The following is a 24,838-nucleotide window of genomic DNA, read 5'->3' on the forward strand; positions in this document are numbered from 1 at the left end:
GCAACATTCCGCGGCTATGATAGAGGTCACACAGCCCGGAAGGTGAGGACCGCCATGCCCGCTCTGCTTCGCCGTCATCCGGTGCTCGCCACAGCCGACCTGGACGAAGCACGCTCGTCGGTCGGACAGGCCTTCTGCCCGCATCGCCTGACGGTGAAGGCTCGCCACAGCACGCTGTCGGTAGTGCACAATGCTGCCTCCGTGGGCGGAATCGGCATGAACTACCTCCGCTACGGACAGGACGTGCGGATCACCCCCGGGACCTTCGAGTCCTTCTACCTCGTGCAGATCCCGCTTCACGGCACTGCTCGAGTTCGGGTCGGCGATACCGTCGTGCAATCGGACCGACGGTTCGCCTCCCTCCCCTCACCAACCCTGCACGTCGACATGGAATGGTCGGCCGACTGCGAACAGCTTCTCGTGCACATTCCCCGCGAGGCTGTGCAGTCGGCCGCCCGAGCGGAGCCGGGTGCATCGACGGATCCGGTTGTGTTCCACCCGCTGGTGGACATGAACTCACCTGCTGTGTCGAGCTGGATGAGGATCGTCCGCCTTGCCTGCGATGAGGCCGAACGAGAAACCGGAATTCTCTCCTCATCACTGGCCGCGAGTCACTTCGAGCAGGTCCTCATCACGGGACTTCTTGCAGCGCAACCGAACTCCTCTATGCAGTCGCCTGAGCCGACACAGGCCGCGCTGACATCTCGAACTGTTCGTTGCGCACTGGATCTGATACGCGAACAGCCGGAATACCCCTGGAAGGTTGCGGAATTGGCTGCCAGAGTGGGAGTGGGTCCGCGGACACTTCAAGCTGCTTTTCAGCGTGAGCGAGGAACCACCCCGCTCGAGGAACTGCGCAGAGCTCGCCTCGCACGCGCGCACGCCGACCTGGTCGACGCCGCCCCCGATGGTGCCAGTGTCACCGAAGTTGCGACCAGATGGGGGTTCTTCCACCTCGGTCGGTTCTCACAGTTCTATCGCGCCGAATTCGGCCTGAGCCCGTCTCAGACTCTCGCGTCCTGACCCGGCCCGTCAGTCGTCTTCACCCAACCTTGCAGCACCTCGAACCATCGCGACGGCCACGGAGCGGCAACGGCTCCCGAGGCAGTGCGGTCGATGTGGACGGTCACGTATGCGCCCCTCGCTGCCAGTTGTCGATCTCGCCCCTCGAACGCCTCACCCCAGATCGAGAACTCGAAACGCATCGATGACGACCCGAGGTGTGCGATGTCGAGGTCCGTCGTCACTTCCTGTCCGAAGTACAGCGGTGCATGGAAGTCGACCTCGTACCGCACTCGTGGGACTACCGGAAAATAGCCGACGAGGCCACACTCGCGAACGAGTGCGGCCTCGGCAGATTCGACGAAACGGATGACTGTGCTGTTGTGGTAGATGCCTGCTGCATCGGTGTCCACCCATTCGACCCGGCCTGTCAGCGAGAAAGTCATGCGGGCACTGTACTTCTCGGGCGCCAGCGGACATGGGCGGAGTTGTCGGAACCGTCCCGAAGCAACGACAGGCGAGGTGGGATCTTGTCGGTACGAGAGGTCGGTGGACGTCGCCGACCCGCGTGCCACTGCACAGGCCACTGCGCTCCGGGTCCTCGGTACTCCTGCTCCGCAGCAGCGTGCAGCGTCCACTGTGGGTCGTAGAGATGCGGTCGACCGAGCGCGCAGATGTCTGCTCGGCCTGCCAAAAGAATGGAATTGACATCGTCGTACGACGAAATCGCTCCCACGGCGATGACAGCCACTCCTGCTGCCGCGGCCACCTCGTGACGTATCCGGTCGGCGAACGGAGTCTGATACGACCGTCCGAACGCCGGCTTCTCGTCCTTGGTCACCTGGCCCGAGGACACATCGATGGCGGCGGCACCGTGATCGACGAACGCCCGCACGATCTCGACGGCGTCCTCCAAGGTGTTTCCGTCCGGAGCCCAGTCGGTCGCCGAGATACGCACGGACACGGGGAAACTCGACGGGACCGCGCGCCGGACGGCGTCGAAGACCTCGAGCGGGAATCGCAGGCGGTTCTCCAAACTACCGCCGTAGGAGTCCGTTCTCACGTTCGCAACCGGAGACAGGAACGACGAGAGCAAATATCCATGCGCCGCATGGACTTCGATCAGGTCGAAACCGGCGGCAACTGCGCGCTCGGCCGCGGCGACGAAATCGGCCACCACGATGTCCATGTCTTCGCGAGTTGCCTCGCGTGGAACATGGCATCCGTCGCCGTATGGAAGTGGCGACGGTCCGATCGGCTCCCAATTACCCGAATCGAGCGGCTCGTCGATTCCGTCCCACATCAGCTTCGTCGACCCCTTGCGACCCGAATGACCCAGCTGAACTCCGATTTTCGCAGCGCTGTTGCCGTGGACGAACGACGTCACACGGGCCCAAGCATCGCTCTGTTCATCCGTCCACAGTCCCGGGCAGCCCAGGGTAATCCGGGCTTCTGGCGACACGCACGTCATCTCCGTCATGAGCAGGCCTGCCCCACCCAGCGCCTTGGAGCCGAGATGAACGAGATGGAACTCTCCGGGCAGACCGTCGACGGCCGAGTACATGTCCATCGGCGAGAGCATGATTCGATTTGCCAGGTCCAGTTCACCGATGCGTACCGGTTGGAACATCGCCGGTGCTGATTCGGCCGCATTTCCACCCGCAACGGTGTCGGCAAACCGCTGCTGCACCAGTGCGGCGAACTCGTCGTCGCGCTCGCCGAGGTTCTCGAATGTGATTCTGCGAGAACGGGTCAACAGATTGAAGACGAACTGTGTGTCCTCTTGATCGGCATAGAGACCGATGTTCTCGAACCACTCCAACGAAGCCTGGGCTGCTCGCTGGGTACTCTCCACCACAGGCTTGCGCTCGGACTGGTACGCCGCAAGGGCATCGGAGATGTCCGCGTGCTCGTGCACACAAGCAGCGAGCGCGAGCGCATCCTCCATCGCGAGCTTCGTTCCCGACCCGATCGAAAAGTGGGCGGTATGCGCCGCGTCGCCGAGAAGGACTACGTTGCCGTCGAACCACCGCTCGTTACGAACGGTGTTGAACGAGAGCCACTTCGAGTTGTTGGTCAGAATATCGTGACCGCCGAGGTCGTCCTCGAATATTTCCCTGATCCGGTCCACTGCATAGGTGTCCGACACTCCCGGCGGAAGATCGTGATCCTCGGTCGCGTCGAGACCGGCACGCCGCCAGACATCCTCGTGCATCTCGACGATGAACGTCGAGCCCTGGTCCGAATAGGGATAGCCGTGAATCTGCATCGTGCCGAACTCGGTACGTTTGACGATGAACTCGAATGCCTCGAACACCTTGTCGGTACCGAACCAGATGTACTTGTTGTCACGCCTGTCGAGCGTCGGCCGAAAAGCTTCCGCGTACCGGGTCCGAACTGCTGAATTGACTCCGTCGCAGGCGATCACCAAGTCGTACGAGCCCCGCAGGACGTCCGTGTCGGGTGCCTGGGTGCGGTACTGCACCTCGACCCCCAACTCCGCGACCCGCTGCTGCAGGATGGACAACAGTTCCTTGCGGCTCATCGCCGCGAACCCCTGCCCGCCCACCGTGTAGGAGCGGCCGTCGATATCGACATCGATGTCCGTCCACCGAGCGAACCGACGCTCCATCTCGGTGTGCACGACGGCGTCGGCACCTTCGATGCTGCCGAGAGTCTCGTCCGAGAACACGACGCCGAACCCGAATGTGTCGTCGGGCGCATTTCGCTCCCAGACATCGATCCGATGGCTCGGATCGAGTTGTTTTGCAAGGGCGGCGAAGTAGAGACCGCCTGGGCCCCCACCCACGATAGCAATCCTCATGAAGGGTTCTCCTGTGTCGTTTCGCGGAGCTTGAAGTGCTGGAGTTTGCCGCTCGAATTGCGTGGCAGGGCATCGATGAAGCGAATCCGTCTTGGGTACTTGTACGGTGCCAGTTCGGCTTTGACGTGGTCCTGAATGCATTTTACTGTGACTGCGTCCTCGGCAACTCCGTCTCGAAGCACAACGAACGCGCTGACGATCTGCCCCCGTTCGGCATCGTCTTCGGCAATGACGGCCGCATCGACGACGTCGGGATGCGTGTCGATGCATGCCTCGACTTCGGGGGCACCGATGTTGTAACCCGAGGACACGATCATCGAATCGGTTCGGGCACAGTAGAAGAAGTAGCCATCTTCATCTCTGTAGAAGGTGTCGCCGGTGACGTTCCAGCCGTTCTCGACCCGCTCGTGCTGTCGATCGTCGGCGAGGTAGCGGCACCCGACAGGACCGATCACCGCCAGTCGACCGGGTACACCCGCCGCCACCGGTTCGCCGTCGTCGCCGAGGATCTCGGCTCGATAGCCGGGCACAGGCTTTCCGGTCGAACCCGCGCGTGTCTCGCTCGCTGCGGCGGTGGACAGGAAGATGTGAAGCAATTCTGTGGCGCCGATCCCGTCGATGACCTCGAGACCCACCGACTCTCGGATGTGATTCCACACCGCCGCCGAGATGTGTTCTCCTGCGCTGACTGCGACTCGAAGATCCTCGAGCAGTGAGATCTTGCCTGCTTTGATGATCTGTTTGTATGCCGTGGGTGCAGTGGCCAGGACAGTCACGCCCTCGTTTCGCACCAGATCAGCGAGTTCGGCCGGGGCTACCGCGTCGGTGAGCAGGGCACAGGCACCGGCTCGGAGCGGGAACACCACGAGCATCCCCAGGCCGAAGGTGAAGGCCATCGGAGCGGTGCAGGCAACGACGTCGCCTGGTCGTAGTCCGAGACCGTGTTTTCCGAACGTGTTGTCTATCGAGAGCACATCGCGATGGAAGTGCATGGTGATCTTGGGGGTTCCCGTACTACCGGAAGTAGGGCATAGCACTGCGACGTCGTCCGCCGCGGTCTCGACTGCCACGAAGTCGGTCGGCTTGTCCGCCGACCGAGCCGTCAGATCGTCGGAATCGCCCCCTCCGAACGGAACCACCACGAGTTCGGGATGAGCCTCGTCGCGAACGATGTGGAGATCGTGCGCGAATCGCGCGTCCACCAGCGCGACGACAGGTCGAGTCTTGTCGACGATCGGCGTCAGTTCACGCGAGCGAAGTGCGCTCATCACCACCACGGCGATGCCGCCGGCTTCGAGGATCGCCAGCCACGACGCCACCGCCATCGGGGTGTTCGGCGAACGAAGCAGGACACGGTTACCCGGCGCGACTCCGAGGTCCTCGGTCAACACCCGAGCGATGCGATGCGTGTGGTCGCGCAATTCGCCGAGCGTCCAGGCGACTCCGGCCGGTGTACGAAGGGCAGGATGGTCGGCACCGAATCGGTCGACGGCACGCTCGATGAGCTCGGCCCCGGCGTTGAGCCGCTTCGGGTACTGGAGCTCCGGGGTCGTAAATTCGAGGATCGGCCACAATTCGGCGGGCGGGAGGTTGTCGCGCGCGAACGTGTCTACGTAGGCACTGGGAGAGAGGGTCGGCGTTGTCGTATCCGTGGTCATTGCACGGCTCCTGTCGTCTCTGCATCGATCATGCCCTCCTGGACGACGGTGGCCAGGTGGATTCCGTCGGGGGTGAAGAACCGGCCCAGGCCGACACCGCGACCGCGATCAGCGGCCACCGCCTCCTGGGCGTAGAGCAGCCAACCGTCCATCGCACCGGGTTCGGGGGCGCGATGGAACCACATCGCGTGATCGAGGCTGGCGGTGATCAGGCCTTTCTCGGCCCACGGGTGGCCGAGCGCCCGCAGCACGGGCTCGAGAATGGTGTAGTCACAGACGTAGGCGAGCGCGGCGAGGTCCCGCTGTGCATCGGACAGACCGTCCACGGGGCGTAGCCGGTCGAACGGACGCACCCAGATTGCCTGGTGTGGGCTCTGCCCACCCTCGGTGTCGAGATAGACCGGCCCCGGTACGTGCCGCATGTCGAAGCTGCGGCCCGTCGACCAGTACTCTTTCGAGATCGCGGTCATCGTGTTCTCGCCCGAAACCGGTTGCTCGGCCAAGTACTGCGCCGAGGACGGAAGGCCCTCTGGCGCAGGCACATTTAGGGGTACTGCGCTGCCCAGCGATCCGCTGTGACCGCCGGCCGCGACCGAGATCATGCCGACATAGGCGACTTTGTCGTTCTGATACGCACGAACCTGACGGGTGGCGAACCTACGCCCGTCACGCACTACCTCCACGTCGTAGTGCACCGGGGCGCCGATGTCGACAGGGCGCAAGAAGTACGAGTGCATCGAGTGCATCGACTTTCCGTCGGTCACCGAACGCATGGCTGCGGCCGCCGCCTGGGCGACCATATCGCCGCCATATGCCTTGGGCCACGGGCATTGCTGAGTCACGGCAGTGAAACCCAGATCGGCGTGACGCGGTTCGTCCTCGGTCAGCGATACGCACCGGGTGAACATTTCGGAGGTCGCCACTTCGGGAGTCACGGCCGATTCGACCAGTCGCGCAGTGAATCATCGGACACCGGAGCAAGATTGACGACGATGTTGTCCGGTGTACGGGTAGTGAGCCAGTGCAGCGGTTCGGTGCGGCTGAGATTGCATTCGATATGCGGCATGAACGGTGGCACGAAGACCCAGTCGCCTTCGTTCATGTCGATGTACTCGGAATAGTTCTCACCGAAATAGATACGTGCGCGTCCCGACAGCACGTACCCGCCCGTCTCGGCTTCTCCGTGATGGTGTGCCAGAGAGCGGTAACCAGGTTCGTTGCTCACCTTTCCGTACCAGATCTTGGTTGCGGGGGTGTGCTGGGGACTGACACCGGAGATTCGTACCGCACCCTCTGTCTGTCCGGTTCGGCCGTCCTCTTCGCCGGCCCGGGTCACAACAGGAACGACGTGCCCATCCTCGCTTGCGTATGCCGAGTTATCGCCTTGTAGAACGTATCCGGCGTTGGAATCGATTCGGGTGGTCATGCTGTTCTCCTTGCTCGAGATGCCGGCTCGGTGACCCGGACGGTATTGGTGAGGGTGCCGATGGATTCGATCTCCGTTTCGAGAACGTCGCCGTCGGCGAGAAACCAGGCGGGCTCACGGGCCATGCCTATTCCGCCCGGTGTGCCGGTGAGCACGAGATCACCGGGACGCAGAGTGGTGAAAATCGATATGTACGAGAGAAGTTCGGCAGAGTCGAACACCAGCGTGCGCGTGCTGTCGTGCTGAACTTGCACGCCATTGACCCGGCACGTGATGGTGAGACCAGCCCCCGGATCGACCTCGTCTGCCGTGACCACGACCGGACCGACCGGGGTCGTAGCGTCCCATGCCTTGCCTTGGAACCACTGCAGGGTGCGCTTCTGCCAGTCTCGCATCGATACGTCGTTCGCGACGGTATAGCCGAGGATCGCATCGGCTGCCTCGGAACGAGAAGCCCGCTTCAACGTCCGCCCGACGACTACGGCCAACTCCGCCTCCCAATCGCCCGAGACATCTCCGGGGATCACCACGTCGTCCGTCGGCCCGGTGAGCGAATCCGCAAATTTGGTGAACAGCGTTGGGTGAGTGGGCAGATCGCGACCGGTCTCGGCGATGTGCTCGCCGTAGTTCAATCCGCAGCAGATCACCTTGGCAGGTGCCGGCAGTGGTAGTGCGAGGTCGCCGGTGACAAGAGGACCTGTCACAGTTCCGGACTCGGGTGCGGTCCAGCCGGTACTCAGTAGTTCGGACAGCGATAAAGCAGGCAGCGCGACCCAACCATCCACGGACGCAGCCGCCGCAACGGTCCTCCCGTTGTCGAGTCGAAGCGTCGCGAGCCTCATCGTGTGTCCTTCCGACGTGATCTTGTATCGAGTTTTGCACGATCGTCGTAAGTGCGCAATACTTATCGGCAATTCGATTACTCGGCGACCCCCGGAAGGGACCCCACATGGCTCACCACACAGTCAATCCGCCCGAACTGCCGACACCCAGCGGGTTTTCACACGGCACGCTGGCCGGCAACACGCTCTACCTGGGCGGACAGACGGCCCTGGACAAGAACATGAACATCGTCGCCGGCGGGATCGTGGAGCAGTTCCGCCAGGCGTTCTCGAATGTTCTGACCACTTTGGCCGCGGCGGGTGGGCAACCCGAGGATCTGGCCAACATCACGATTTTCTTGACCGACATTCCCGACTATCAAGCGCACGGTCGCGAGATCGGACGTGTGTGGCGTGAACTGGCCGGGCAGGTGTATCCGGCGATGGCCGGTATAGGTACCACCGCTCTGTGGCAACCAGAGGCCCTGATCGAAATTACAGCTGTCGCAGTGATTCCCGAAGAGCGACTGGTCCGGACATAGACAGCAGACTCAAACCTGGTCGACGAAGGAGTGCGCCGGCCTCTCGAGCAGCGCGCGTAGATCGGCGAACAGAGCGGTAGCCCGCTCACCGGGCCAGGGCTGAGGAAGAAGGTGAGCGGGCAGGCCCGGGTCACGATATGGGAGCCGCCTCCAGGCCGTCAGTACGCGAACGTAATCTGCGAACGCCGCGCCAGGGTGCTCGGCCGGTGACGCCTCGTTCCACGTCTCCCGAAGTGCTTCGTACTGGGCGAAGAACCGAACATAGGCGGCTCCGAGTGCCTCCAGGTCCCACCACTGCGACACCTGACGCGCGATGTCGCCGGACGCGAGATGCGCGCCGACGAAGACGTCGGCGTAGGCATCGAGTCCGTCCCCCGCCAGTGCAGTAGCGCAGTCCTGAGCCAGATGAGCCGGTGCGATCCACACACCCGATGTGACATTGCCGAAACCGAGACCCGAGAGGCGGGTACGGAGCGCATGCCTGCTGCGACGCTCGCTTTCCGGGACCGAGAAGACCACCATGGTCCAGTCTTCCTCGATCGCAACCGGCCTTGCGAAAATTCGTCGATCACCGATGGCAAGAATGTCCTGAGCGACGTCCGACAGCGCATATCCTGCTGTCGTGCCGCGCTTCTCGGCAACAAGAATCCCGCGCCGTTTGAGTCTCGACACGGCGGACCTCACGGCGGGCGCGTCCACCCCCACGGGCTCCAAGAGACGAATCAAGCTGCTGACACTGACCCATCCTCCGAACTCACGGACATAGAGCCCGACCACGGTGACAATCAGGGATCGAGGAGGAAGCGATCGGTCAGCAAGATCTTCTGCGCCGTCGACCGAGTCGACGTCGCCCATCATGTCGGAACCGTCGAAATCCACCACGTGCCAATCCAACCACACGGCAAATCGACCTACCGCAGTTCCCCATTTCGAGACCACGGAGACGAAGCCGCCGGACTGCCGCTGAACCCAGATCCATTGGCCGAGTCCACGGCAGGCCTGTGCGTGCCTGGGTGCTGATCGCGCCCTTCCTCGGCTTCCTGCTCTACGTCGTGAGCACCAATCGCACACTGATGAGCGACCTGCACAACACCTGATGGAGGAACATCGTCGGTGAGCTCGGGTTTCTTTCCATATCCCGCTCTCAGGACTGTTTCGTCTACTGCAGCGCGCGGTCTCGCATCCGCCGGCTGTTCGAGCCCGCCAGAGCATGCATGACGTGACTACGGGCGCTCCAGAACTTACCTTCGTAACCGTGGTCGACGCGGCCTGCCCCCAGTCGGACTCGAACCGACACTGTGCGAATTTCAAGTCCCTAGAAGTGGATCCGCATGAACTTCAATGGACCTGATATTCGTGTATTTGCAACGGTTTTCGTGCATCTCCGTCAAGCCCAGTCCATGCTCGATCGTACCGACTTGTGACGCTCTCGTGACACCGAACTGCCGCCGATTCTCCGACACCGGGCAGTCCTGAACGGTGTCGGACAACCATGGCATCGGGTGGACGGAGAGCGTCCTGGCGCACCGGCGCTCTGTGCGGACTCGTGACAACGAGACTCGTTCGAGCGATGCCACATCGCCCCGGAGCCAGTAGGAAAGTGCGACCACGTGACGAACCGCATTTGTCCAACAGATTTTTGGACAAATGCCGCTTCAGGCAGGCGTCCGCGATCCGCAGACGACTTTGCATCAGCCCACTTCGATGTCGAACGGGCAGATTTCACCACTATCGTCGTCCGGCCGGCATTTCGCTGCCCGTCTACCTGCTTGGTCTACAAAGAGTTTGCGGAGCCGGATGAAAGAAGCGGTCGCGATGAGATGTCAAACGGACCGGTGCGGCGACGCGACTCCAGTTCGTTTCGAAGTGATGAGTTCAGACATGCGCTCCGGAGGGACCGGAATGCAGGATCTATCACGGTAGAAATTGCCGTCGGAAGAAGGCAAGTGAGCGTTCCGACCTGAATTCATCGTGACGTCCCAGTAGGTACCACGCCCGAAAATGTAGGCGGGTTAGGCCCTGTCGGCAACAACGAGACCTGGATTCCGGAACGATCGGGCCTCAAATTGCTGTCGATGGGTGGTGGAGCAGTCTACGAGCTTGCCGCACCGGCCGCGGAACGCCAGCGAAAAAGAAAGCGACGGAGCCGCAAACTGGTCGGACATTGCAGCGACACTGCTATCCGGAGAGATAACGAGTTGGCTCAACGTCCGTGGTCGCCGAGGCGGTGTCCACACCCGGCCGGTGTTCGCCGCGTGGGGCGAGACGTCATTCTTCTTCGCCATCAAGGCATCGGCGTCGAAAACTGCCCACCTGCAGAACGACAACGAGGTCTCGCTGGCCATCGACCTCGGCGACGTGCATCTCGTCGCCGAGGGTGTTGCCGAACGCCTCACAACAGCGGACGACATGCACCGAGCCTCCGCAGCCATGCTCGACGTCTTCGACTGGCCCACCGAGGTTCGAGACGACGAACTCGACGCACCGTACGCGGCACCGACGCCCGGTGGGCCACCCTTCCAAGCGTGGGAGCTACGTCCCACCCGCGCTTACGCATTTCCGACCCGAGACCAGGTCGAGCCGACCAGGTTCGTGTATCGGGCGGCTGACCGTTGATTTGATGACGCTGAACGATGTAAGGCTCGTGCGTCACTCTGGGGTGATCGCGTCCCACAGCTCGCAGTGGTGCTCCGCTCGATGATCGACGAGGTGCACGCCTGACCCGGTGACCGGATTGTCGAATTGCATGACCGGGGTTTCGGTACCGGTGGTGACGGGCCACTCGGGGTCATCGGACGCACCGGGAGTACCCGTGTGGGCGAACGCGGCCCAGGCGGCCACCATGTCGTCGCCGAGCTCGCGTTGTCCGGGTTCGGTGAGCAGATCTTCGCTGCCGAGATCGAACAGGTACGGCAGGTCGGTGGCGTGCGCCGCCCCCTGGGGCACACTCGATGACCCCACGCCGCTCACGTCGTGCGCGCTGCGATCTGCGAATTCGTAGCTGTACACCGGTGTTCCGGCCGCAGCGAGATCGCGTGCACCGCGAGATGTCGTGCAGGCCCACGCCACATCGGTCACCACGGTGGCCCACGCAACGGGAGCCGACTCGTAGTCACCGAGCGGATACGCAGCGCTCACCGCTCCCACGTCGGCCGGGAAGGAGCTTCGAATCAACGACTTGTAATTCTCCGCGGTCACTGCGGTCGGGTCGGTGAGCAAGAGTCCGCCGATGAACGAGCGATGTTCGTCGCGATTGCCGCCGGACAGGACGGGAACCTTCAGCCAATTCCCCTGCTGGACTGCTGTCGACGGTTGCTGCGGAAGCAGTTCGGTCCCGTACGCGATCGGGTTACCGAACAACACTGCCTGCCCCAGTAGGGCATCGACGGGTTGTGCGCGTAAGCACCCCAGCGGGTCGGGGTCGGTACACCCGAGCGCAGCAGCAGCCACAGAACCCTGGGCTTCGCTGTCGGACAACGAAATCAGAGATGATGACGCAGGCAAACCGGGGAACAGCGTTCCAGCGGGCCACGCGAGGCTGCACGAGCCGGAGGAGAAAATGGCCCTGTCGACGAGACCTACCGCAGCCGGTGATGTCAGCGCGGCGCAGACGGACGTTCCGCCGGCCGATTCACCGAACACAGTGATCGAGTCGGGGTTCCCGCCGAATACCTCGGCGTTGTCGTTGGCCCAACGCAGAGCAGCCAATTGGTCTGCGAGACCGAAGTTTCCGGCCTCGTCGAGACTGGGCAATCCGAGATAGCCGAGCATCCCGAGCCGATAGTTCGCAGTCACCACGACGACGTCACCCTGATCGGCAAGCCGCTGAGCGTCGTACGGCGCGCCGGCTCCACTGGTGAAACCGCCACCGTGCCACCACACCATCACGGGGCGCGGTGTCTCGCTCGCTCGGGCCGGCACGGTGACATTCAGGAACAGGCAATCCTCGTCGGTCGACGAGACGGCCTGCGCAGTCTCTCCCGTTTGTGGACACGGTGACCCCGCCCGGGTGGCATCGAGGACGTCACCGGTATCGGAAACCGGTTCGGGCAGGGTCCACCGGCGGTCACCGGTCGGCGGCTGCGCGTACCGAACACCGAGGAACTGGCGCGTCTCGCCCACGGCCACCCCCTGCAGAGTCCCCGTCGTGGTGTCCACCACCAGATCCGACCCGGTCGCCGCGTTGTTGCCCACCGACGAACAGCCAGTGGCGACCAGCACCGTCGCCGCGAGGACCGCCAGTGCGCGCCTCACGAGATCACCCGCGTGGCCCCATCAATGGTGCTGACCAGCTCGTCGGCAAGCACAACCGGGTCGGCTCCCGCTGCGGTCAACCCGACCGCAGTATCCAGGATGGCGCGGATGGTCAGCGCCATGAGTGTCACGTCGAACTCGCGCATCTGACCGGCCACCTGACCGTCCCGGAGCAGGCCGGCGGTCGCCATCATCTCGGCCGCATGCTCAGGTCGATCCTCCCGCCGCAGACTGTCCCCGGTGCGGCTGGTGTAGATCGCGGTGAGGGCCCGGAGGTGACTCGGGTAGCGGGCGTAAAACGCAATGCTCCCCCGAACGAACGACGCCACGCTGTCGCGGGGCGACTGCGCCGACAGCGTGTCCGGCTGCACTTCCCGGCGGCCGAGGTCGTAAACGGCGTCCACAGCTGCCTCGAACAACTCGCGACGTCCCCCAGGAAAGTGGTAGTTCACCACCCCGCGGCTGACGCCCGCGCACTCGGCTATCCGCACCAGAGAGGCCTGTTCGGCACCCAGGTCGGCCAGAACGTCGATCGCGGCATCGACGAGTTGAGCGCGTCGTGCCGATTGGAGGAACGTGTGGTCCATGAGGCCAATTTAGCATCATCGCTTAAAATCTGACACCTATGTCAGATCCAGATCCAGGAAGGCGACGCCGTAACTCGGTTTTTCGTCGCCGGTCCGCTCGACGTCGCTCTGCTCGCATCGTCATTCTGGCCAGGCGATCGACGGCCTCGTCGATCACATGCTCTTCCACTGATGACATGCGGCAGACGATACGAGCATCCCGATGCTCTAACCTAGGATGCATCTCATGAACGGGATGACATGTCGCTGCTCGAACGCTACACGTTGATTCTCGACGCATTTCCCCCCGGTGACGCCTTGGGGCTTGCGCAAGTTGCTACACGGACCGGCCTGCCGAATTCAACCGTGCACCGAATGCTGGTCGACATGGTTGCCGTCAATTGGATACAGCGAGCCGGACGCCGATTCGAGCTCGGCATGCGACTGTTCGAGCTCGGTGAGCGAGTCCCGGTCAATTACCGACTTCGCACGGCCGCAATGCCGTACATGCACGATCTACACGCAGTCACGGGATATACGGTGCACCTCGGAGTCCGCGACGAACATGACATCGTCTACATCGAGAAGCTTCAAGTGCGTACACCGATGCCGCTACCGTCACAAATCGGCGGACGCCTTCCACTGACCTGCACCGGTGTCGGCAAAGCACTGCTCGCGTTCGAGGGAAACGAACTTCGCGAAGCTGTTCTCGCGCGGCCGCTCCGTCGATACACAGACAGATCGATAGTAGACGCCGACGTAGTGAGGAGTCAGCTGATCGATATCCGTAAGACCGGGATAGCAATCGAGCGCGAAGAAGCCGCCGACGGTGGTTGCTGCGTTGCATCGCCCATATTAATCGACGGCAAACCGATCGCTGCGATCTCTGTATCCGTTCCGACCCTTCAGTTTCGACCGGAGTTATTAGCTCCGGCTGTGCGCACCACCGCCCTGGCCCTGGCGCGCGCACTATAGAGAAATGGCCCGTCCGACACTGTCCGTCCCGTCTTGCGCAACGACGATTGCGGCGCTCGGGTGTCGCGGGAGGAAGGTGCCGCGCCGGCCCGACCCCGTCAGCATCCCTGACAGCTGTCGGTTATTTTTGGTAATTTTGCGATTTCAGCGAACAGATCGCAGCGTCTGTCCTGTTCGGCACGTCGCAGCTCCCGTCGATCGCGCCCCGAGAGTTCCCGTCGAGATGCGGACGCTCACCGAGGACGAGGTTCAGCGGCTACTGATGAATTCTGCGTCTGACCGAGCTCATCGGCGATAAAGCTTTAGCCGAATGCAGGATCCTCCGCGTAAATCTCGCGAGCGATGTTGATCAGATGCACTCCGTCCCAATTACGTTGTGTGACTGTCTGTCTCTTCAATTGCAGAACGCTTGATTGGAGAATCCGAGCAACCGGCAGGTCAGTGTGACGGGACTCCGTCAGCAGGAGGGTCGAGTACCAGCGGTGGGGGCACCTCCCGCTTGCGGGGGGAGTTCGTTTCGGGTTGACGTCCCGGTAAAGATAGGCGAATGAACTCGGCTTCGTGCTCGAGCAGCTTGATTCGTTTGCGGGCCCTTCGCAACTCGGCGGACTCGTCCGAGCCCGCCGCCGCGGCACCACTGCGTGCGATTCCATCGTCGCGGTCGGCGATTTTCAGCCAGCGATGCAGACATCCTTCGGATATTCCGAAAACCTTCGCGATCTTACGTAGCGGGGCCTCGCCCATGTGTGCGACGGTGACGACGTCGCGGCGGAACTGGCTGCGACTACGTCGCTGCCGCGGCGGACACCGCTGTCGAGGGCTAGAGTCTGCGCCGAAACTTTCGGCTACCGTCGCAGCGAGGTTACCCAGACCGAGATGCACCGCAAGATTCCTCACCGAAAGGCTGGCCCAATCGTCTGCCTCGGCCCGGATGGCCTTGCGTTCGACCTCTTTCGCTACCAGATCTTTGACGCCATGTGTAGATATAATTTCTCCCTGCGTGACCGCGAATCTCATCCCTTCGTGAGTCGACCTCTGCGCCGACGCCGTGCCCGCTGTGGACCCTCCCATACAGTTCGCACCTGGTTTGTGACTTACAAGAATTTGCGCCTGGGCATCGGCCCGCATGTAAGGATTCCTTACATGAAACGGTCCCGATATTCCTCCGACCCATTCAGACTCGTGTCCACCGCCGCAATTACGGCTCTGATGGCTCCATTGGTTGTTGTCACCGGATCCACCGCTGCCGCAGACCCTGCGCGGACCGAGACTCTGTGGACATCGAGCTCCCCGGTCGACGGCATCATCAGCTCCGAGATCACACTCCAGGTACCGCTGCCACCCGGCGTAGCCCCGCACCCGGATCGGTGCGATGCCCTTTCCTATCTTCGCTGGCGCTCGTCCTCGGGCCCACAGGACTCGGCGTCGGCAGACCGGATTCTCGTCGCCCAGCCCGGTGTCTTCGAGGGTGCCGGTGCGTTCGACAGCGTCGCGCGCAATACTGTGGCAGCGGCAGCAGTCCAGGGCACCTCGATCGAGTTCTGGGCCCTCGACCGTCGGTCGAATTGCCTGGAGGATCACTATGGCGTTCAAGCCGCACTGAAAACACGGGACTTCGACACCGCCGCGAACTACTACTTCAGCGGTGCGGACGTCGACGGGAGAAAATTCGCCGGATACGCGGACGGGGCCGACACACAATGGCTCGAAAGCCAAGGCCTGGAACAAACATTGAGAGACCAATACGACATTCTCCGGCTCGAGCTACCGGACCCCGAGACCCGTAAAGACAAGGTCCTCTGCGGTGGACACTCACTCGGCGGATTCCTCACCGGATACTTCGCGGAGTGGGACTTCGACGGTAACGCCGCCACCACCGACGACGCTGGGTACAACCAATGCGGCGGATACTTCGCCCTCGATACCGTCATCAAAGCCGGTATGCCTGCGTTGGGGGGACCCGAACTCAGCGAAATACCGCCGCCTCTGGCGGGGCCGCTCGAACAAGCGTCGCTCGCACTCGACAGCGCGTTGCCCGTGCTCCGCCTCCCGGCCGTCATCAACCCGGAAACGACGAACCTCCTGGCGCTCGCAGGCCTGGCCGCAACGTTGGACCCGGAAGGCGTGAATGCCCTTCTCGACCGAGCCCCAGACAACACAAACATCGATCTGACTCTCCGTACGTTGCTGTCCAAGGACGCCGCAATGGCCGTCACAGGATCTCCCGATGTGCGAGATCTCGAAGTCTCCAACGAAGCCACCGTCGGCGCATTACTCGACGACAACTCCCAACCACTCGGGTTCCTGCAATCCAGCATAGGATTTCTCACCGGAGGACCCGTCGTCGACAAGTCGTTCCCACTGCCGTCCTCGTTAGCGCTCGGCGACAGTGGAAGTGGCGCTTTCGGCGACGCGAACAAGGCATCACCGTCGGTGTACGGCAACCCTGACGTCACCTATCGCTGGTTGGATTACGACGAAGTAGGTACCGCTGCATCGCTTCCCAACGAAGCCGAGTACACAAACCGCTCCAGTGAGGTCTCTTCCGTCGCTGAGGTCGCACGCAGCCTCAGCGAACCACCGCTCGACTTCACCGAGTGGTACTTCCCCTCGCGATTGAACTTCGACCTTGGCCAGACTGCCGCCCCGTCCATCGCCGAGCATCACCTGCACCTGGACGGTGTGAGCCGAAACCCAATAGTCACATTCCACGGCGACGGCGGAATCTCGTTGCCGGAGTCGAACAATCCGAACGACGTACCTGTTGTTCTACCCGGATACAACCACATCGACGTGCTGACAGCCGCGCCAGTTCAGAACGACGGTCGCCCAGAAGTAGTGTCGACCACTCTCGCCCGGTTCGCAGCCAACCCCTCATCCGGCGGCCGCTAGCTCAAGAGCCGTTGACCGCTGTGCCACAGAGCGCACGTCGACATTCGACCAGAACCTCGCGCAACCCGATTCGCTGGTCGTCGGATAAACCTGCGAGCATGCGCTCTTCCAGTGCTCGCACGTCGACGTCACACCGTTCCAGCAACAATCGACCGGCGTCGGACAAATCGATCAAGATCCGACGCCGGTTCGATGTATCCGCTCGACGCGCGACAAAGCCTTTCGACTCCAGGTTGGTGACCATCTCGCCCATCGTCTGCGCGGTGACAAACGAATTTCGAGCCAACTCCGCCGAGGACGCCCCATCGCGTCGAGCCAACACGGTCAATGCCGTGTACTGCAACACGGTGATGCCCATTGGCTTCAGCAATTCGTCCAAACGAACACGCACCGCCAACTCCAGCTGCTTGACGACGTACAACATGGTCGGTGGTTCGTTGACAAGCGCGACCGTCTCGGTCTCTGAATCGGACTTCCGCATCAGGGCCACACTCCGGACGATACCGTTCGAACCTCGGACCACAGCGAAACCGACGAACACACGCCCCCGCGGCGGCCACACGGAGTCACCATCTGCCGTCCGATGTGGCGCACGGTCGCACCGCTGCCGCACGACGTTTTCGATCTGATCGTCCCAATGAAATGTAGGCGCTGAGGACATCTCCCATCCTCAGAGCCTGCGACCCTCCAGGATTTGTGGCTGCAAACAGCTTCGACCCGTTGCAGAAGCGTAGGAAGTCCACCTAGAACACGGGCGCAGGAGATCTCCCTCAGACGCCGCTCAGCAGTCCTTCGATAGTGACCGTTGAGGGGGCGGGAACGTTGTCGTAGATCTTAGGGGGCGCCCAGGTGACCTTCAGCCGTCGCTTTCCGACTACAGACGGACCAAGAACGACTGCGTTGACAACGGCAGCAGAGCCCGACTCGAACAGGTGTTGCGTAATCAGCAAGGACACGATCGGCCGGAGGACCGAGTCGTCGAGCCCAAGTCGACGGATAAGTTTGAGAGGATCGACCGGTGCCGTCAGCGCGCCCCAGGGCGAGAAAGAATCGTCGCTTGCAGGCTCGCCGAACAATCCGGCTGTCAGCGATTTTTTCTGAACCTCGTCAGCGGGGACACCGTTTATCGAACCGAGACGGAATACGGCAGCCGCCGACTGTCTCTGCGAGACAACAGATAATTCAATGGTTTCGTCGTGGACGTTTGTCGAGCGCATCGTCGAGGACAACCGATCGATCCGTACGACTTTGGACTCTGCAGTGGAGGCAAACACAATTTGCGTTCGAGCGTCCCGCAGCTGACCAAGTTCCGCGTGAACCGAGGCGGAACGAACTTGGGCTTTGATGATCAATTTCGTGCCGTCGCCGGAAATATCCGTTGCCCTGAAAAACAACGGTCCCAACCTGACCCACGGTGCGAGGTCCTCTGCTGCCAAAGCCATCAATCGTGTGCGAATGCGTTCTTGAAGATCATCAACCGTATGCCATGTGCTGGTGGTGTATAGATTTCGTGCACCTGCGATGAGATCTCGCTGCTGGCCATCGAAGTCCGAGGAGTTGGCGTCACCTACGAACAGACAAAGTCTCAGCCCCTGTTTTTCTGCCTCTAGAAACTCCGCGTGGGTTGCCGAGTAACCATCGGACATCCGGACTCCATATCGCGGACCCCAAAGACCGACGTAGACATCAGACCCCCGAACGCCCGCCAAATACGCCTCATCGGCACTGACGTCCTGTGCTCCGAGCTCATGCTCGAACATCACTGGATCCGCGCCGATATCTGCGATCGCGGACCTCGACGCTGCACGCTCATCTAGCATGTCGGTAATCAAGCTGGAAACAAAGATCCTGCGGCCGGACGCCCAGTCAGCGATGTCTTCTTGCCTCGGCAACACGGATGCGGAGCGTTGATCTATGTCTACATGTGGGCCCATCACCTGATTAGACATCACCCGACCGATAAGTCACGTGAGGACGGGATCTGAGCGGCCTCGTTGGTCGTATCGTCCAGGTGGCAACATGTAGATCTGGCAATGTCCGGGACACGTATTTTTTTGAGATGTGTCAATATGTGTCACTCTCACGAGCGTTCGAACGTCCATGCACGTCCCATACCAACCCTGACCTGCGGAATCGCAGTGCCCCCAGTCGGACTCGAACCGACACTGTGCGGATTTTAAGTCCCTAGAAGTGGATCCACCCAGACTTCAGAGGACTCAATATTTGTTTATTCACAACGCTTTTCGTGCATGACCGTCCAGCCCAGTCCAGGTCCGAACGTACCGACTTGTGACACTCTCGTGACACCGAACTGCCACCGATTCTCCGACACCGGACAGTCCTGATCGGTGTCGGACAGCCACGGTATCGGATGAACGAAGAGCGTCCTGGCGATCGACGCTCTGTGCGGACTCGTGACAACGAGACTCATTCGTCGCGAATCCATATCGCCCTCGAGTCAGTGGGACCGTGCGACTGCGGGCTCCACAGCGACGACTTTGCATCAGCGCACTTCAGCGTCGAACGGGCAGGTTTCGTCGCTGCCCTTGTACGGCCGGGTTTCGCTACCCGGCCGCCTGCTTGATCTGTCTTGGAGTTGCGGAGCCGCCAGAGCCGCGGTGCGCCTGGAGTGCTCTGGCGGTTCAGCAAAAAACCAACTCTCTCTGACGCAGTCGACGCTGTTCTCGGGCCACCGACCTAGCGATCACGCTGCCAGGACATGACATCTGTCATGGCCGGCCGATGATGCTGTCACCAGATCCCATGTTTGTGTGCACTGTTGTGTGCCGGTCGCCGAGACGACAGTAAGGGAAGCAAGAGCGAACCGAAGCATCGACGAGGAGGGCACCGTGAACATGCCAGAATCGACATCGGCCGACAACAACGAGACGCAGACAGTTTCGGGTGGCAAGACCACTGAAAAGGTCGATGCAACAAAGCTTTTGCTCGACAACCTCGGCGGAACCAGCGGAATGATCTACACCGCGATTCCGGTCGTGGCATTCGTCACCGCTAACGCTCTGGTGGCCCTACCCATCGCCGTCGGCATCGCTATCGCGATCGCACTGGTGATCACCGTAATTCGTGTGCGGCGCGGTGAGCCGATCGCGCAGGCCAGCGGCGGACTACTGGGCGTCGTCGTCGCAGGCGGCGTTGCGGCGTGGACTGGCTCTGCGGGTGGATACTTCCTCATCGGAATCTGGCTGAGCTTGGCCGGAGCGGCCCTGATGCTGATCTCGATACTCGCCCGGCGACCATTGACCGGGCTGCTGTGGAATGCGCTGCACGGCAACGAGTACGCCTGGCGGTCGAATCGCTTCGTCACCCGCGCCCATTACATCGCGACGTCGACATTCGCCGTATTGTTCGGTGCCCGCTACGTCGTTCAGGACTGGTTGTACGACACCGACGCCACCGGCTGGCTCGCATTCGCCCGGATCGCAATGGGCACCCCGTTGCTCGCACTGGCAGTGTTCGTCACCGTCTGGGCCTTCCGCCGCTCCACAGCACAGTTGGTTCACTCGAACCCCGCGTAGACCTTGCTGGACGAGTTGACCCTTGACTATGCCGTTAGGTCACAGTCGACACTGATTCCGACCGAAACGAACCGGAGGAGAGCGACATGGGCTGGAGCACGCGGCAGATCGCCGACCTCGCCGGCACCACCCTGAAGTCGGTTCGGCACTACCACGAAGTCGGACTACTCGATGAGCCCCAGCGTGCCTCGAACGGCTACAAGCAGTACGGCGTCACACATCTCGTACGGCTGATGCAGATCAAACGCCTGACCGAACTGGGATTCTCGTTGGCCGACATCGCCGCTCAGGGTGATGGGCGCGACCATCCGGAACAGGCGCTGCGCACCCTGGATGCCGAACTCGGCGCAACGATCGAGCGTCTGCACCGAGCACGGTTGGAAATCGCGATGCTTCTCCACGAATCCCTTCCGACCGATCTGCCACCCGAACTCGGATCTGCTGCAGCACATCTGACGACAGCAGACCGTCAGTTCATCACCTTCGCCAGCACCGTACTGAACCCGACGGCGCTCGACGCCTACGGCGATCTGCTGCGGTCCACTCCGCAGCTACCCACCGATCCGGAGTTCGACAACCTCCCAGCCGACGCCGACAGCGAAACCACCACGGATCTCGCGGAACGAATGGCGCCGCACGTTCGCCGGCTGGCGGCTCGTTTCCCGGCCCTGTTCGCCGACACGGAATCCGACGGCGACAGGCAACGGGTGACTCGCGCCCTCGCAGTCGCCGTGGAGGACCTGTACAACCCTGCGCAACGCGACGTGCTGCGACAGGTTGCGGCACTCAACGCCATCGATCCCGAATAGACGATCAGCACAATGCAATTCGATAGGAGTAGACCGACCATGCCCGTATCCGCCAACAGGAGAGCAGGACTTTTCGCTGTAGCGTCAGCGTCCATCATGCTGCTCGGTGCCTGCAGCCAGTCGCCGCCGGAACCGGACGCCGGCTCCGAGCCGACAGCGCAGTTTCAGCAGTTCTACGACCAGGACGTGACCTTCGAGCCGTGTGAAGGCTACGGCACTACCACGACCGACGAGCAATTGTTCGCCAGTGACCCAAGATTCGAATGCGCCCGAGTGGATGTGCCACTCGACTACGAGAACCCGGACGGACGCACCGCGCAGATCGCGCTGCTCAAGGCCCCCGCACGCGGAGAAAAGGTGGGCTCGCTCCTGCTCAACTCCGGCGGACCCGGCGGGCCAGGAATGAGCATGGCGGCGTCAGGTGCGACGGCGACCTGGGCGCAGAGTCCTCTCACCGAACGATTCGACCTGATCGGGTTCGATCCCCGCGGTGTCGGTGCGTCCACACCGGCCATCGACTGCTTCACCGATGAGGAGTACGAGGCAGGGCAGGCCTACACCACGGTCCTCACGGGCTCGAGAACCCTCACCGAGGACGGTGCACGACAGCTGGTGAGCCAATGCTCCGAACGATCCGGCAGCGACGATGTCCTCGAACACGTCGGCACCCGCGACGCTGCCCGCGACATGGACATTCTCCGCGCCGTGCTCGGCGACGACACCCTGAGCTACTTCGGCCAGAGCTACGGAACACGACTCGGTGCGGTCTACGCGGAAATGTTCCCGGAGAACGTGCGCGCGATGGTCCTCGACGGCGGAATCGATCCGGGGCAGGACACCGCTGAGCGCAGGATCTACCAATACACCAACTTCCAAAAAGCTTTCGACGACATGGCCGCGGCATGCGCGAGCACGCCCGACTGCCCACTGGGCACCGATCCGAGCAAGGCTGTCGACAACTTCCAACAGATCGTCAGACCGTTGATCGACAACCCGATCGTCACCCCCGATGGCCGCGTCATTGACTTCGACGCCGCCTACGGTGCCGTCATCGCGGGCCTCTACGACTCCTCGGCATGGCCGGTCATCACCAAGGGAATAGCAGAACTTCAAGCAGGACAGGCCGATACCCTTCTGAAGATCAACGACATCTTCGGCGGACGTGACGCCGACGGCACCGTCCCGAACTTCTCCGAAGCGCTTTACGCGATCAACTGCATGGACGAACAGCGCAACACCCCGGAACAAGAAGTCGATCTCAAGCGGCAGATTCAAGAGATAGCACCGTTCACCGACGCCGGCCTCGGACCGGACGGCGCACGAGACCCTTGCGAATTCTGGCCTGCAGAACCGACTCTCGACATCCCCTACGCCACCGACATCGACGGACTGCCCGACACTCTGACCATCTCGATCACCGGCGACCCGTCCACACCGTACGAGGGAGGCGTCAACTTGGCGAACACCCTCGGCGGCTCGCTTCTCACCGTCGATGGCGACCAGCACACCGTGGCGTTCGGTGCAACAAGCACCTGCGTCAACGACATCGTCGAGAACTACCTCGTCGATCTCCAATCCCCACCGACCGACACCCGCTGCGCTCTGTAGCAGCCGAACGAAAGGACGAATCATGACTGCACCCCCACTGATCTCGGTCGAGGACTTCTTCGGCCCACCCGTTCGCTCCGGTGCCACGATCTCACCGGACGGCAACACGATGGCGTTCCTCGCGCCGTGGAAGAACCGTCTGAATGTGTGGATCGAGAACCTCGCGCCCGGCAGCGAACCACGCTGCGTCACAGCGGACGAAACCCGGAGTGTGCACGACTTCCGGTGGACGGACGACCCCCGCTGGCTGCTGTATCTGCAGGACACCGGTGGTGACGAGAACGACCACGTGTTCCGAGTCGACCTGGAGGATTCCGATGCCGCTGCTGTCGATCTGACGCCGTTTCCCGGTTCCCGCGCGGTGGCCATCGAACCGGTGCGGGGGCGGGCAGGGGTGTATACCGTCCTGATCAATGCGAGAAACATCGCCGAGTTCGATCTGTACGAAATCGACATTGCCACAGGTGAATTGACGATGATTCGGCAGAGCCCGGGCGTCGGCCGGTATCCGATACTCGGTGCCGACGGCAAGGTGTTCGTCTTCGCGATGACCGCCGACGGCACCATCGACATCACGCGGTTGGACGAGTCCGGTGCAGAAACCACGGTGGCGTCGTTCGATGGCACCGATTACCCGATGGGCATCAGCCCGATGCAGATCACTGCGGACGGTACCGGCATGTGGCTGGGTTCCAACCGAGGGCGCGACTTGGCCCATCTGATTCGACTCGACCTGGAGACCGGCGAGGAGACCGTCGTCGACAGCCACCCGACACTCGAACTCGACGGTGCGCGACGAGCCGTCGAGCAGACCTCGCCACCGCTGATCTGCGACAGTGCAACCGGAGAGCTCATCGGTGTTCGGTATCTGGGAGAACGCCAGGTGATCCATGCATTGGAACCGGGTTTCGCAGAGATCCTGAAGAATCTGGAGCAACTGTTCGACGGTGACATCGGAGCACTGTCCTCCGACGAAAGCGGACAGAAGTGGATTGTCAGCTTCATCCACGACCGCGATCCGTCCGTCTCCTACTACTACGATCACGCCACCGGATCGAGTCGCCGACTGTTCCGCCCCTACCCACATCTCGATCCCGAGGACATGGCCCCGATGGTGCCGGTGAGCATTCAGGCGCGCGACGGGCTGGCTCTGCCGTCGTATCTGACGCTTCCGGTGGGCGTGACACCCGAGAGTCTGCCGATGGTTCTGTTGGTGCACGGCGGCCCCTGGTATCGGGATTCGTGGAACTTCGATCCCATCGCGCAGATGCTGGCGAACCGCGGATATGCAGTGTTGCAGGTCAACTTTCGCGGGTCCGTCGGATACGGCACAGCGCACACGAACGCCGCGGTCGGTGAATTCGCGGGCGCGATGCACGACGATCTCATCGATGCAGTGAACTGGGCGGTCGAAGCGGGGTACGCCGATCGCGAGCGAGTTGCCATCATGGGTGGTTCCTACGGCGGCTATGCGGCGCTGGTGGGCGCATCGTTCACTCCCGACACGTTTACCGCGGCGATAGACTGCGTCGGCATCTCGGATCTGTCGAACTTCATGCGCACCCAACCGGCCTTCATCGGCCCGGGAATCATCAACAGCTGGCACCGCTTCGTCGGCGACCCCGCCGACCCCGATCAGCTGGCCGACATGCTCGCACGATCCCCCATCTCCAAGCTCGACGCGATACGCGCGCCACTCCTGATTGCACAGGGTGCCAACGATCCTCGGGTCGTCAAGGCAGAATCGGACAACGTCGTCGAGCGCCTGAGGTCACGTGGCGTCGACGTCGACTACCTCGTGTTCGACGACGAGGGCCACGGATTCGTCAACCCGGAGAACAGTATTCGCTACTACCGCGCGGTGGAAGAATTTCTCGCCCAGCACCTCGGCAGCCGTAGTCTGCAATGACCGGAAGCACAGTCGA

21 protein-coding genes are annotated in these 24,838 nt (G+C 62.1%); 9 read left to right on the forward strand and 12 right to left on the reverse strand.

Annotated elements, in window-relative coordinates:
- Nucleotides 1-54 precede the first annotated feature (54 nt).
- Nucleotides 55-1,023, forward strand: coding sequence for an AraC family transcriptional regulator (locus CH286_RS02545; protein WP_094608252.1), 969 nt, complete (start codon nucleotides 55-57; stop codon nucleotides 1,021-1,023).
- Here CH286_RS02545 and CH286_RS02550 read toward each other — a convergent pair.
- From CH286_RS02550 to CH286_RS02575, 6 genes are read right to left on the reverse strand one after another with little or no spacing between them, the layout of a single operon-like run.
- Entirely contained in the window at nucleotides 1,005-1,448 is a 444-nt protein-coding gene (locus CH286_RS02550; protein ID WP_037155347.1) for an acyl-CoA thioesterase, read from the reverse strand. The genes CH286_RS02545 and CH286_RS02550 overlap by 19 nt on opposite strands.
- Nucleotides 1,445-3,826, reverse strand: a complete 2,382-nt coding sequence (locus CH286_RS02555; RefSeq protein WP_094608253.1) for a bifunctional salicylyl-CoA 5-hydroxylase/oxidoreductase — start codon at nucleotides 3,824-3,826, stop codon at nucleotides 1,445-1,447. Before CH286_RS02555 ends, CH286_RS02550 begins: the two co-directional genes overlap by 4 nt.
- The gene (locus CH286_RS02560) at nucleotides 3,823-5,484 is read right to left on the reverse strand and encodes an AMP-binding protein (protein WP_094608254.1); all 1,662 of its coding nucleotides are present in this window, start codon (nucleotides 5,482-5,484) and stop codon (nucleotides 3,823-3,825) included. Before CH286_RS02560 ends, CH286_RS02555 begins: the two co-directional genes overlap by 4 nt.
- Nucleotides 5,481-6,407, reverse strand: a complete 927-nt coding sequence (locus CH286_RS02565; protein WP_255182550.1) for an acyl-CoA thioesterase — start codon at nucleotides 6,405-6,407, stop codon at nucleotides 5,481-5,483. Before CH286_RS02565 ends, CH286_RS02560 begins: the two co-directional genes overlap by 4 nt.
- Before the next feature lie 8 nt (nucleotides 6,408-6,415).
- On the reverse strand, nucleotides 6,416-6,910 hold the full coding sequence (locus CH286_RS02570; protein ID WP_094608255.1) for a cupin domain-containing protein: 495 nt from the start codon (nucleotides 6,908-6,910) through the stop codon (nucleotides 6,416-6,418).
- Complete coding sequence (locus CH286_RS02575) at nucleotides 6,907-7,752, reverse strand: fumarylacetoacetate hydrolase family protein (RefSeq protein WP_094608256.1); 846 nt, start codon at nucleotides 7,750-7,752, stop codon at nucleotides 6,907-6,909. The genes CH286_RS02570 and CH286_RS02575 overlap by 4 nt, the downstream gene beginning before the upstream one ends.
- 107 nt (nucleotides 7,753-7,859) lie before the next feature.
- On the opposite strand from CH286_RS02575, the gene CH286_RS02580 reads away from it, so the two are divergent.
- On the forward strand, nucleotides 7,860-8,273 hold the full coding sequence (locus CH286_RS02580; protein WP_094608257.1) for a RidA family protein: 414 nt from the start codon (nucleotides 7,860-7,862) through the stop codon (nucleotides 8,271-8,273).
- Between the two features lie 9 nt (nucleotides 8,274-8,282).
- Here CH286_RS02580 and CH286_RS02585 read toward each other — a convergent pair whose 3' ends face one another.
- Nucleotides 8,283-9,155, reverse strand: a complete 873-nt coding sequence (locus CH286_RS02585) for a PaaX family transcriptional regulator (protein WP_094608376.1) — start codon at nucleotides 9,153-9,155, stop codon at nucleotides 8,283-8,285.
- A 1,362-nt stretch (nucleotides 9,156-10,517) separates the two neighbouring features.
- Here CH286_RS02585 and CH286_RS02590 point away from each other — a divergent pair.
- The gene (locus tag CH286_RS02590; protein WP_094608258.1) at nucleotides 10,518-10,889 is read left to right on the forward strand and encodes a hypothetical protein; all 372 of its coding nucleotides are present in this window, start codon (nucleotides 10,518-10,520) and stop codon (nucleotides 10,887-10,889) included.
- A gap of 33 nt (nucleotides 10,890-10,922) precedes the next feature.
- Here CH286_RS02590 and CH286_RS02595 read toward each other — a convergent pair whose 3' ends face one another.
- Nucleotides 10,923-12,527 carry a carboxylesterase/lipase family protein gene (locus CH286_RS02595; RefSeq protein ID WP_094608259.1) on the reverse strand — a complete coding sequence of 535 codons (1,605 nt, stop codon included), beginning with the start codon at nucleotides 12,525-12,527 and terminating at the stop codon, nucleotides 10,923-10,925.
- On the reverse strand, nucleotides 12,524-13,114 hold the full coding sequence (locus CH286_RS02600; protein WP_094608260.1) for a TetR/AcrR family transcriptional regulator: 591 nt from the start codon (nucleotides 13,112-13,114) through the stop codon (nucleotides 12,524-12,526). The genes CH286_RS02595 and CH286_RS02600 overlap by 4 nt, the downstream gene beginning before the upstream one ends.
- Nucleotides 13,115-13,354: 240 nt before the next feature.
- On the opposite strand from CH286_RS02600, the gene CH286_RS02605 reads away from it, so the two are divergent.
- Nucleotides 13,355-14,068 (forward strand): IclR family transcriptional regulator, encoded by a 714-nt coding sequence (locus tag CH286_RS02605; RefSeq protein ID WP_094608261.1) that lies wholly within the window; start codon nucleotides 13,355-13,357, stop codon nucleotides 14,066-14,068.
- A gap of 438 nt (nucleotides 14,069-14,506) precedes the next feature.
- On the opposite strand, the gene CH286_RS27570 is transcribed toward CH286_RS02605, so the two are convergent.
- The gene (locus CH286_RS27570) at nucleotides 14,507-15,139 is read right to left on the reverse strand and encodes a hypothetical protein (RefSeq protein ID WP_141215779.1); all 633 of its coding nucleotides are present in this window, start codon (nucleotides 15,137-15,139) and stop codon (nucleotides 14,507-14,509) included.
- Between the two features lie 111 nt (nucleotides 15,140-15,250).
- On the opposite strand from CH286_RS27570, the gene CH286_RS02620 reads away from it, so the two are divergent.
- Nucleotides 15,251-16,960, forward strand: a complete 1,710-nt coding sequence (locus CH286_RS02620; protein WP_255182551.1) for a hypothetical protein — start codon at nucleotides 15,251-15,253, stop codon at nucleotides 16,958-16,960.
- Nucleotide 16,961: 1 nt separating this feature from the next.
- Here the strand turns inward: CH286_RS02620 and CH286_RS02625 are convergent, their stop codons facing one another.
- Both CH286_RS02625 and CH286_RS02630 read right to left on the reverse strand, forming a co-directional pair.
- Nucleotides 16,962-17,441 (reverse strand): MarR family winged helix-turn-helix transcriptional regulator, encoded by a 480-nt coding sequence (locus CH286_RS02625; RefSeq protein ID WP_094608378.1) that lies wholly within the window; start codon nucleotides 17,439-17,441, stop codon nucleotides 16,962-16,964.
- A 289-nt stretch (nucleotides 17,442-17,730) separates the two neighbouring features.
- Nucleotides 17,731-18,909: a DUF4062 domain-containing protein gene (locus tag CH286_RS02630; RefSeq protein ID WP_141215780.1), complete on the reverse strand. Its 1,179-nt coding sequence runs from the start codon at nucleotides 18,907-18,909 to the stop codon at nucleotides 17,731-17,733.
- Between the two features lie 906 nt (nucleotides 18,910-19,815).
- On the opposite strand from CH286_RS02630, the gene CH286_RS02640 reads away from it, so the two are divergent.
- From CH286_RS02640 to CH286_RS02655, 4 genes are all read left to right on the forward strand, one after another.
- Nucleotides 19,816-20,496 carry a DUF3159 domain-containing protein gene (locus CH286_RS02640; protein ID WP_094608265.1) on the forward strand — a complete coding sequence of 227 codons (681 nt, stop codon included), beginning with the start codon at nucleotides 19,816-19,818 and terminating at the stop codon, nucleotides 20,494-20,496.
- 86 nt (nucleotides 20,497-20,582) lie between these two features.
- A complete protein-coding gene (locus tag CH286_RS02645) occupies nucleotides 20,583-21,305 on the forward strand; it encodes a MerR family transcriptional regulator (protein ID WP_094608266.1) in 723 nt (240 codons plus the stop codon).
- Between the two features lie 39 nt (nucleotides 21,306-21,344).
- Complete coding sequence (locus tag CH286_RS02650) at nucleotides 21,345-22,913, forward strand: alpha/beta hydrolase (protein ID WP_255182552.1); 1,569 nt, start codon at nucleotides 21,345-21,347, stop codon at nucleotides 22,911-22,913.
- Between the two features lie 22 nt (nucleotides 22,914-22,935).
- On the forward strand, nucleotides 22,936-24,822 hold the full coding sequence (locus CH286_RS02655; RefSeq protein WP_094608268.1) for a S9 family peptidase: 1,887 nt from the start codon (nucleotides 22,936-22,938) through the stop codon (nucleotides 24,820-24,822).
- Nucleotides 24,823-24,838 lie beyond the last annotated feature (16 nt).

It is taken from the genome of Rhodococcus sp. WWJCD1 (assembly GCF_002258735.1).
GTDB lineage: Bacteria > Actinomycetota > Actinomycetes > Mycobacteriales > Mycobacteriaceae > Rhodococcoides.

Excerpts from the sequence above, each read along its gene's own strand:
- CH286_RS02555 (WP_094608253.1), bottom strand. The coding sequence starts at position 3,826 with ATGAGGATTGCTATCGTGGGTGGGGGCCCAGGCGGTCTCTACTTCGCC.
- CH286_RS02600 (WP_094608260.1), bottom strand. The coding sequence starts at position 13,114 with ATGGACCACACGTTCCTCCAATCGGCACGACGCGCTCAACTCGTCGAT.
- CH286_RS02575 (WP_094608256.1), bottom strand. The coding sequence starts at position 7,752 with ATGAGGCTCGCGACGCTTCGACTCGACAACGGGAGGACCGTTGCGGCG.
- CH286_RS02550 (WP_037155347.1), bottom strand. The coding sequence starts at position 1,448 with ATGACTTTCTCGCTGACAGGCCGGGTCGAATGGGTGGACACCGATGCA.
- CH286_RS27570 (WP_141215779.1), bottom strand. The coding sequence starts at position 15,139 with ATGGGAGGGTCCACAGCGGGCACGGCGTCGGCGCAGAGGTCGACTCAC.
- CH286_RS02605 (WP_094608261.1), top strand. The coding sequence starts at position 13,355 with ATGTCGCTGCTCGAACGCTACACGTTGATTCTCGACGCATTTCCCCCC.
- CH286_RS02570 (WP_094608255.1), bottom strand. The coding sequence starts at position 6,910 with ATGACCACCCGAATCGATTCCAACGCCGGATACGTTCTACAAGGCGAT.
- CH286_RS02630 (WP_141215780.1), bottom strand. The coding sequence starts at position 18,909 with ATGTCTAATCAGGTGATGGGCCCACATGTAGACATAGATCAACGCTCC.
- CH286_RS02560 (WP_094608254.1), bottom strand. The coding sequence starts at position 5,484 with ATGACCACGGATACGACAACGCCGACCCTCTCTCCCAGTGCCTACGTA.
- CH286_RS02645 (WP_094608266.1), top strand. The coding sequence starts at position 20,583 with ATGGGCTGGAGCACGCGGCAGATCGCCGACCTCGCCGGCACCACCCTG.
- CH286_RS02650 (WP_255182552.1), top strand. The coding sequence starts at position 21,345 with ATGCCCGTATCCGCCAACAGGAGAGCAGGACTTTTCGCTGTAGCGTCA.
- CH286_RS02640 (WP_094608265.1), top strand. The coding sequence starts at position 19,816 with ATGCCAGAATCGACATCGGCCGACAACAACGAGACGCAGACAGTTTCG.
- CH286_RS02655 (WP_094608268.1), top strand. The coding sequence starts at position 22,936 with ATGACTGCACCCCCACTGATCTCGGTCGAGGACTTCTTCGGCCCACCC.
- CH286_RS02580 (WP_094608257.1), top strand. The coding sequence starts at position 7,860 with ATGGCTCACCACACAGTCAATCCGCCCGAACTGCCGACACCCAGCGGG.
- CH286_RS02545 (WP_094608252.1), top strand. The coding sequence starts at position 55 with ATGCCCGCTCTGCTTCGCCGTCATCCGGTGCTCGCCACAGCCGACCTG.
- CH286_RS02625 (WP_094608378.1), bottom strand. The coding sequence starts at position 17,441 with ATGCGGAAGTCCGATTCAGAGACCGAGACGGTCGCGCTTGTCAACGAA.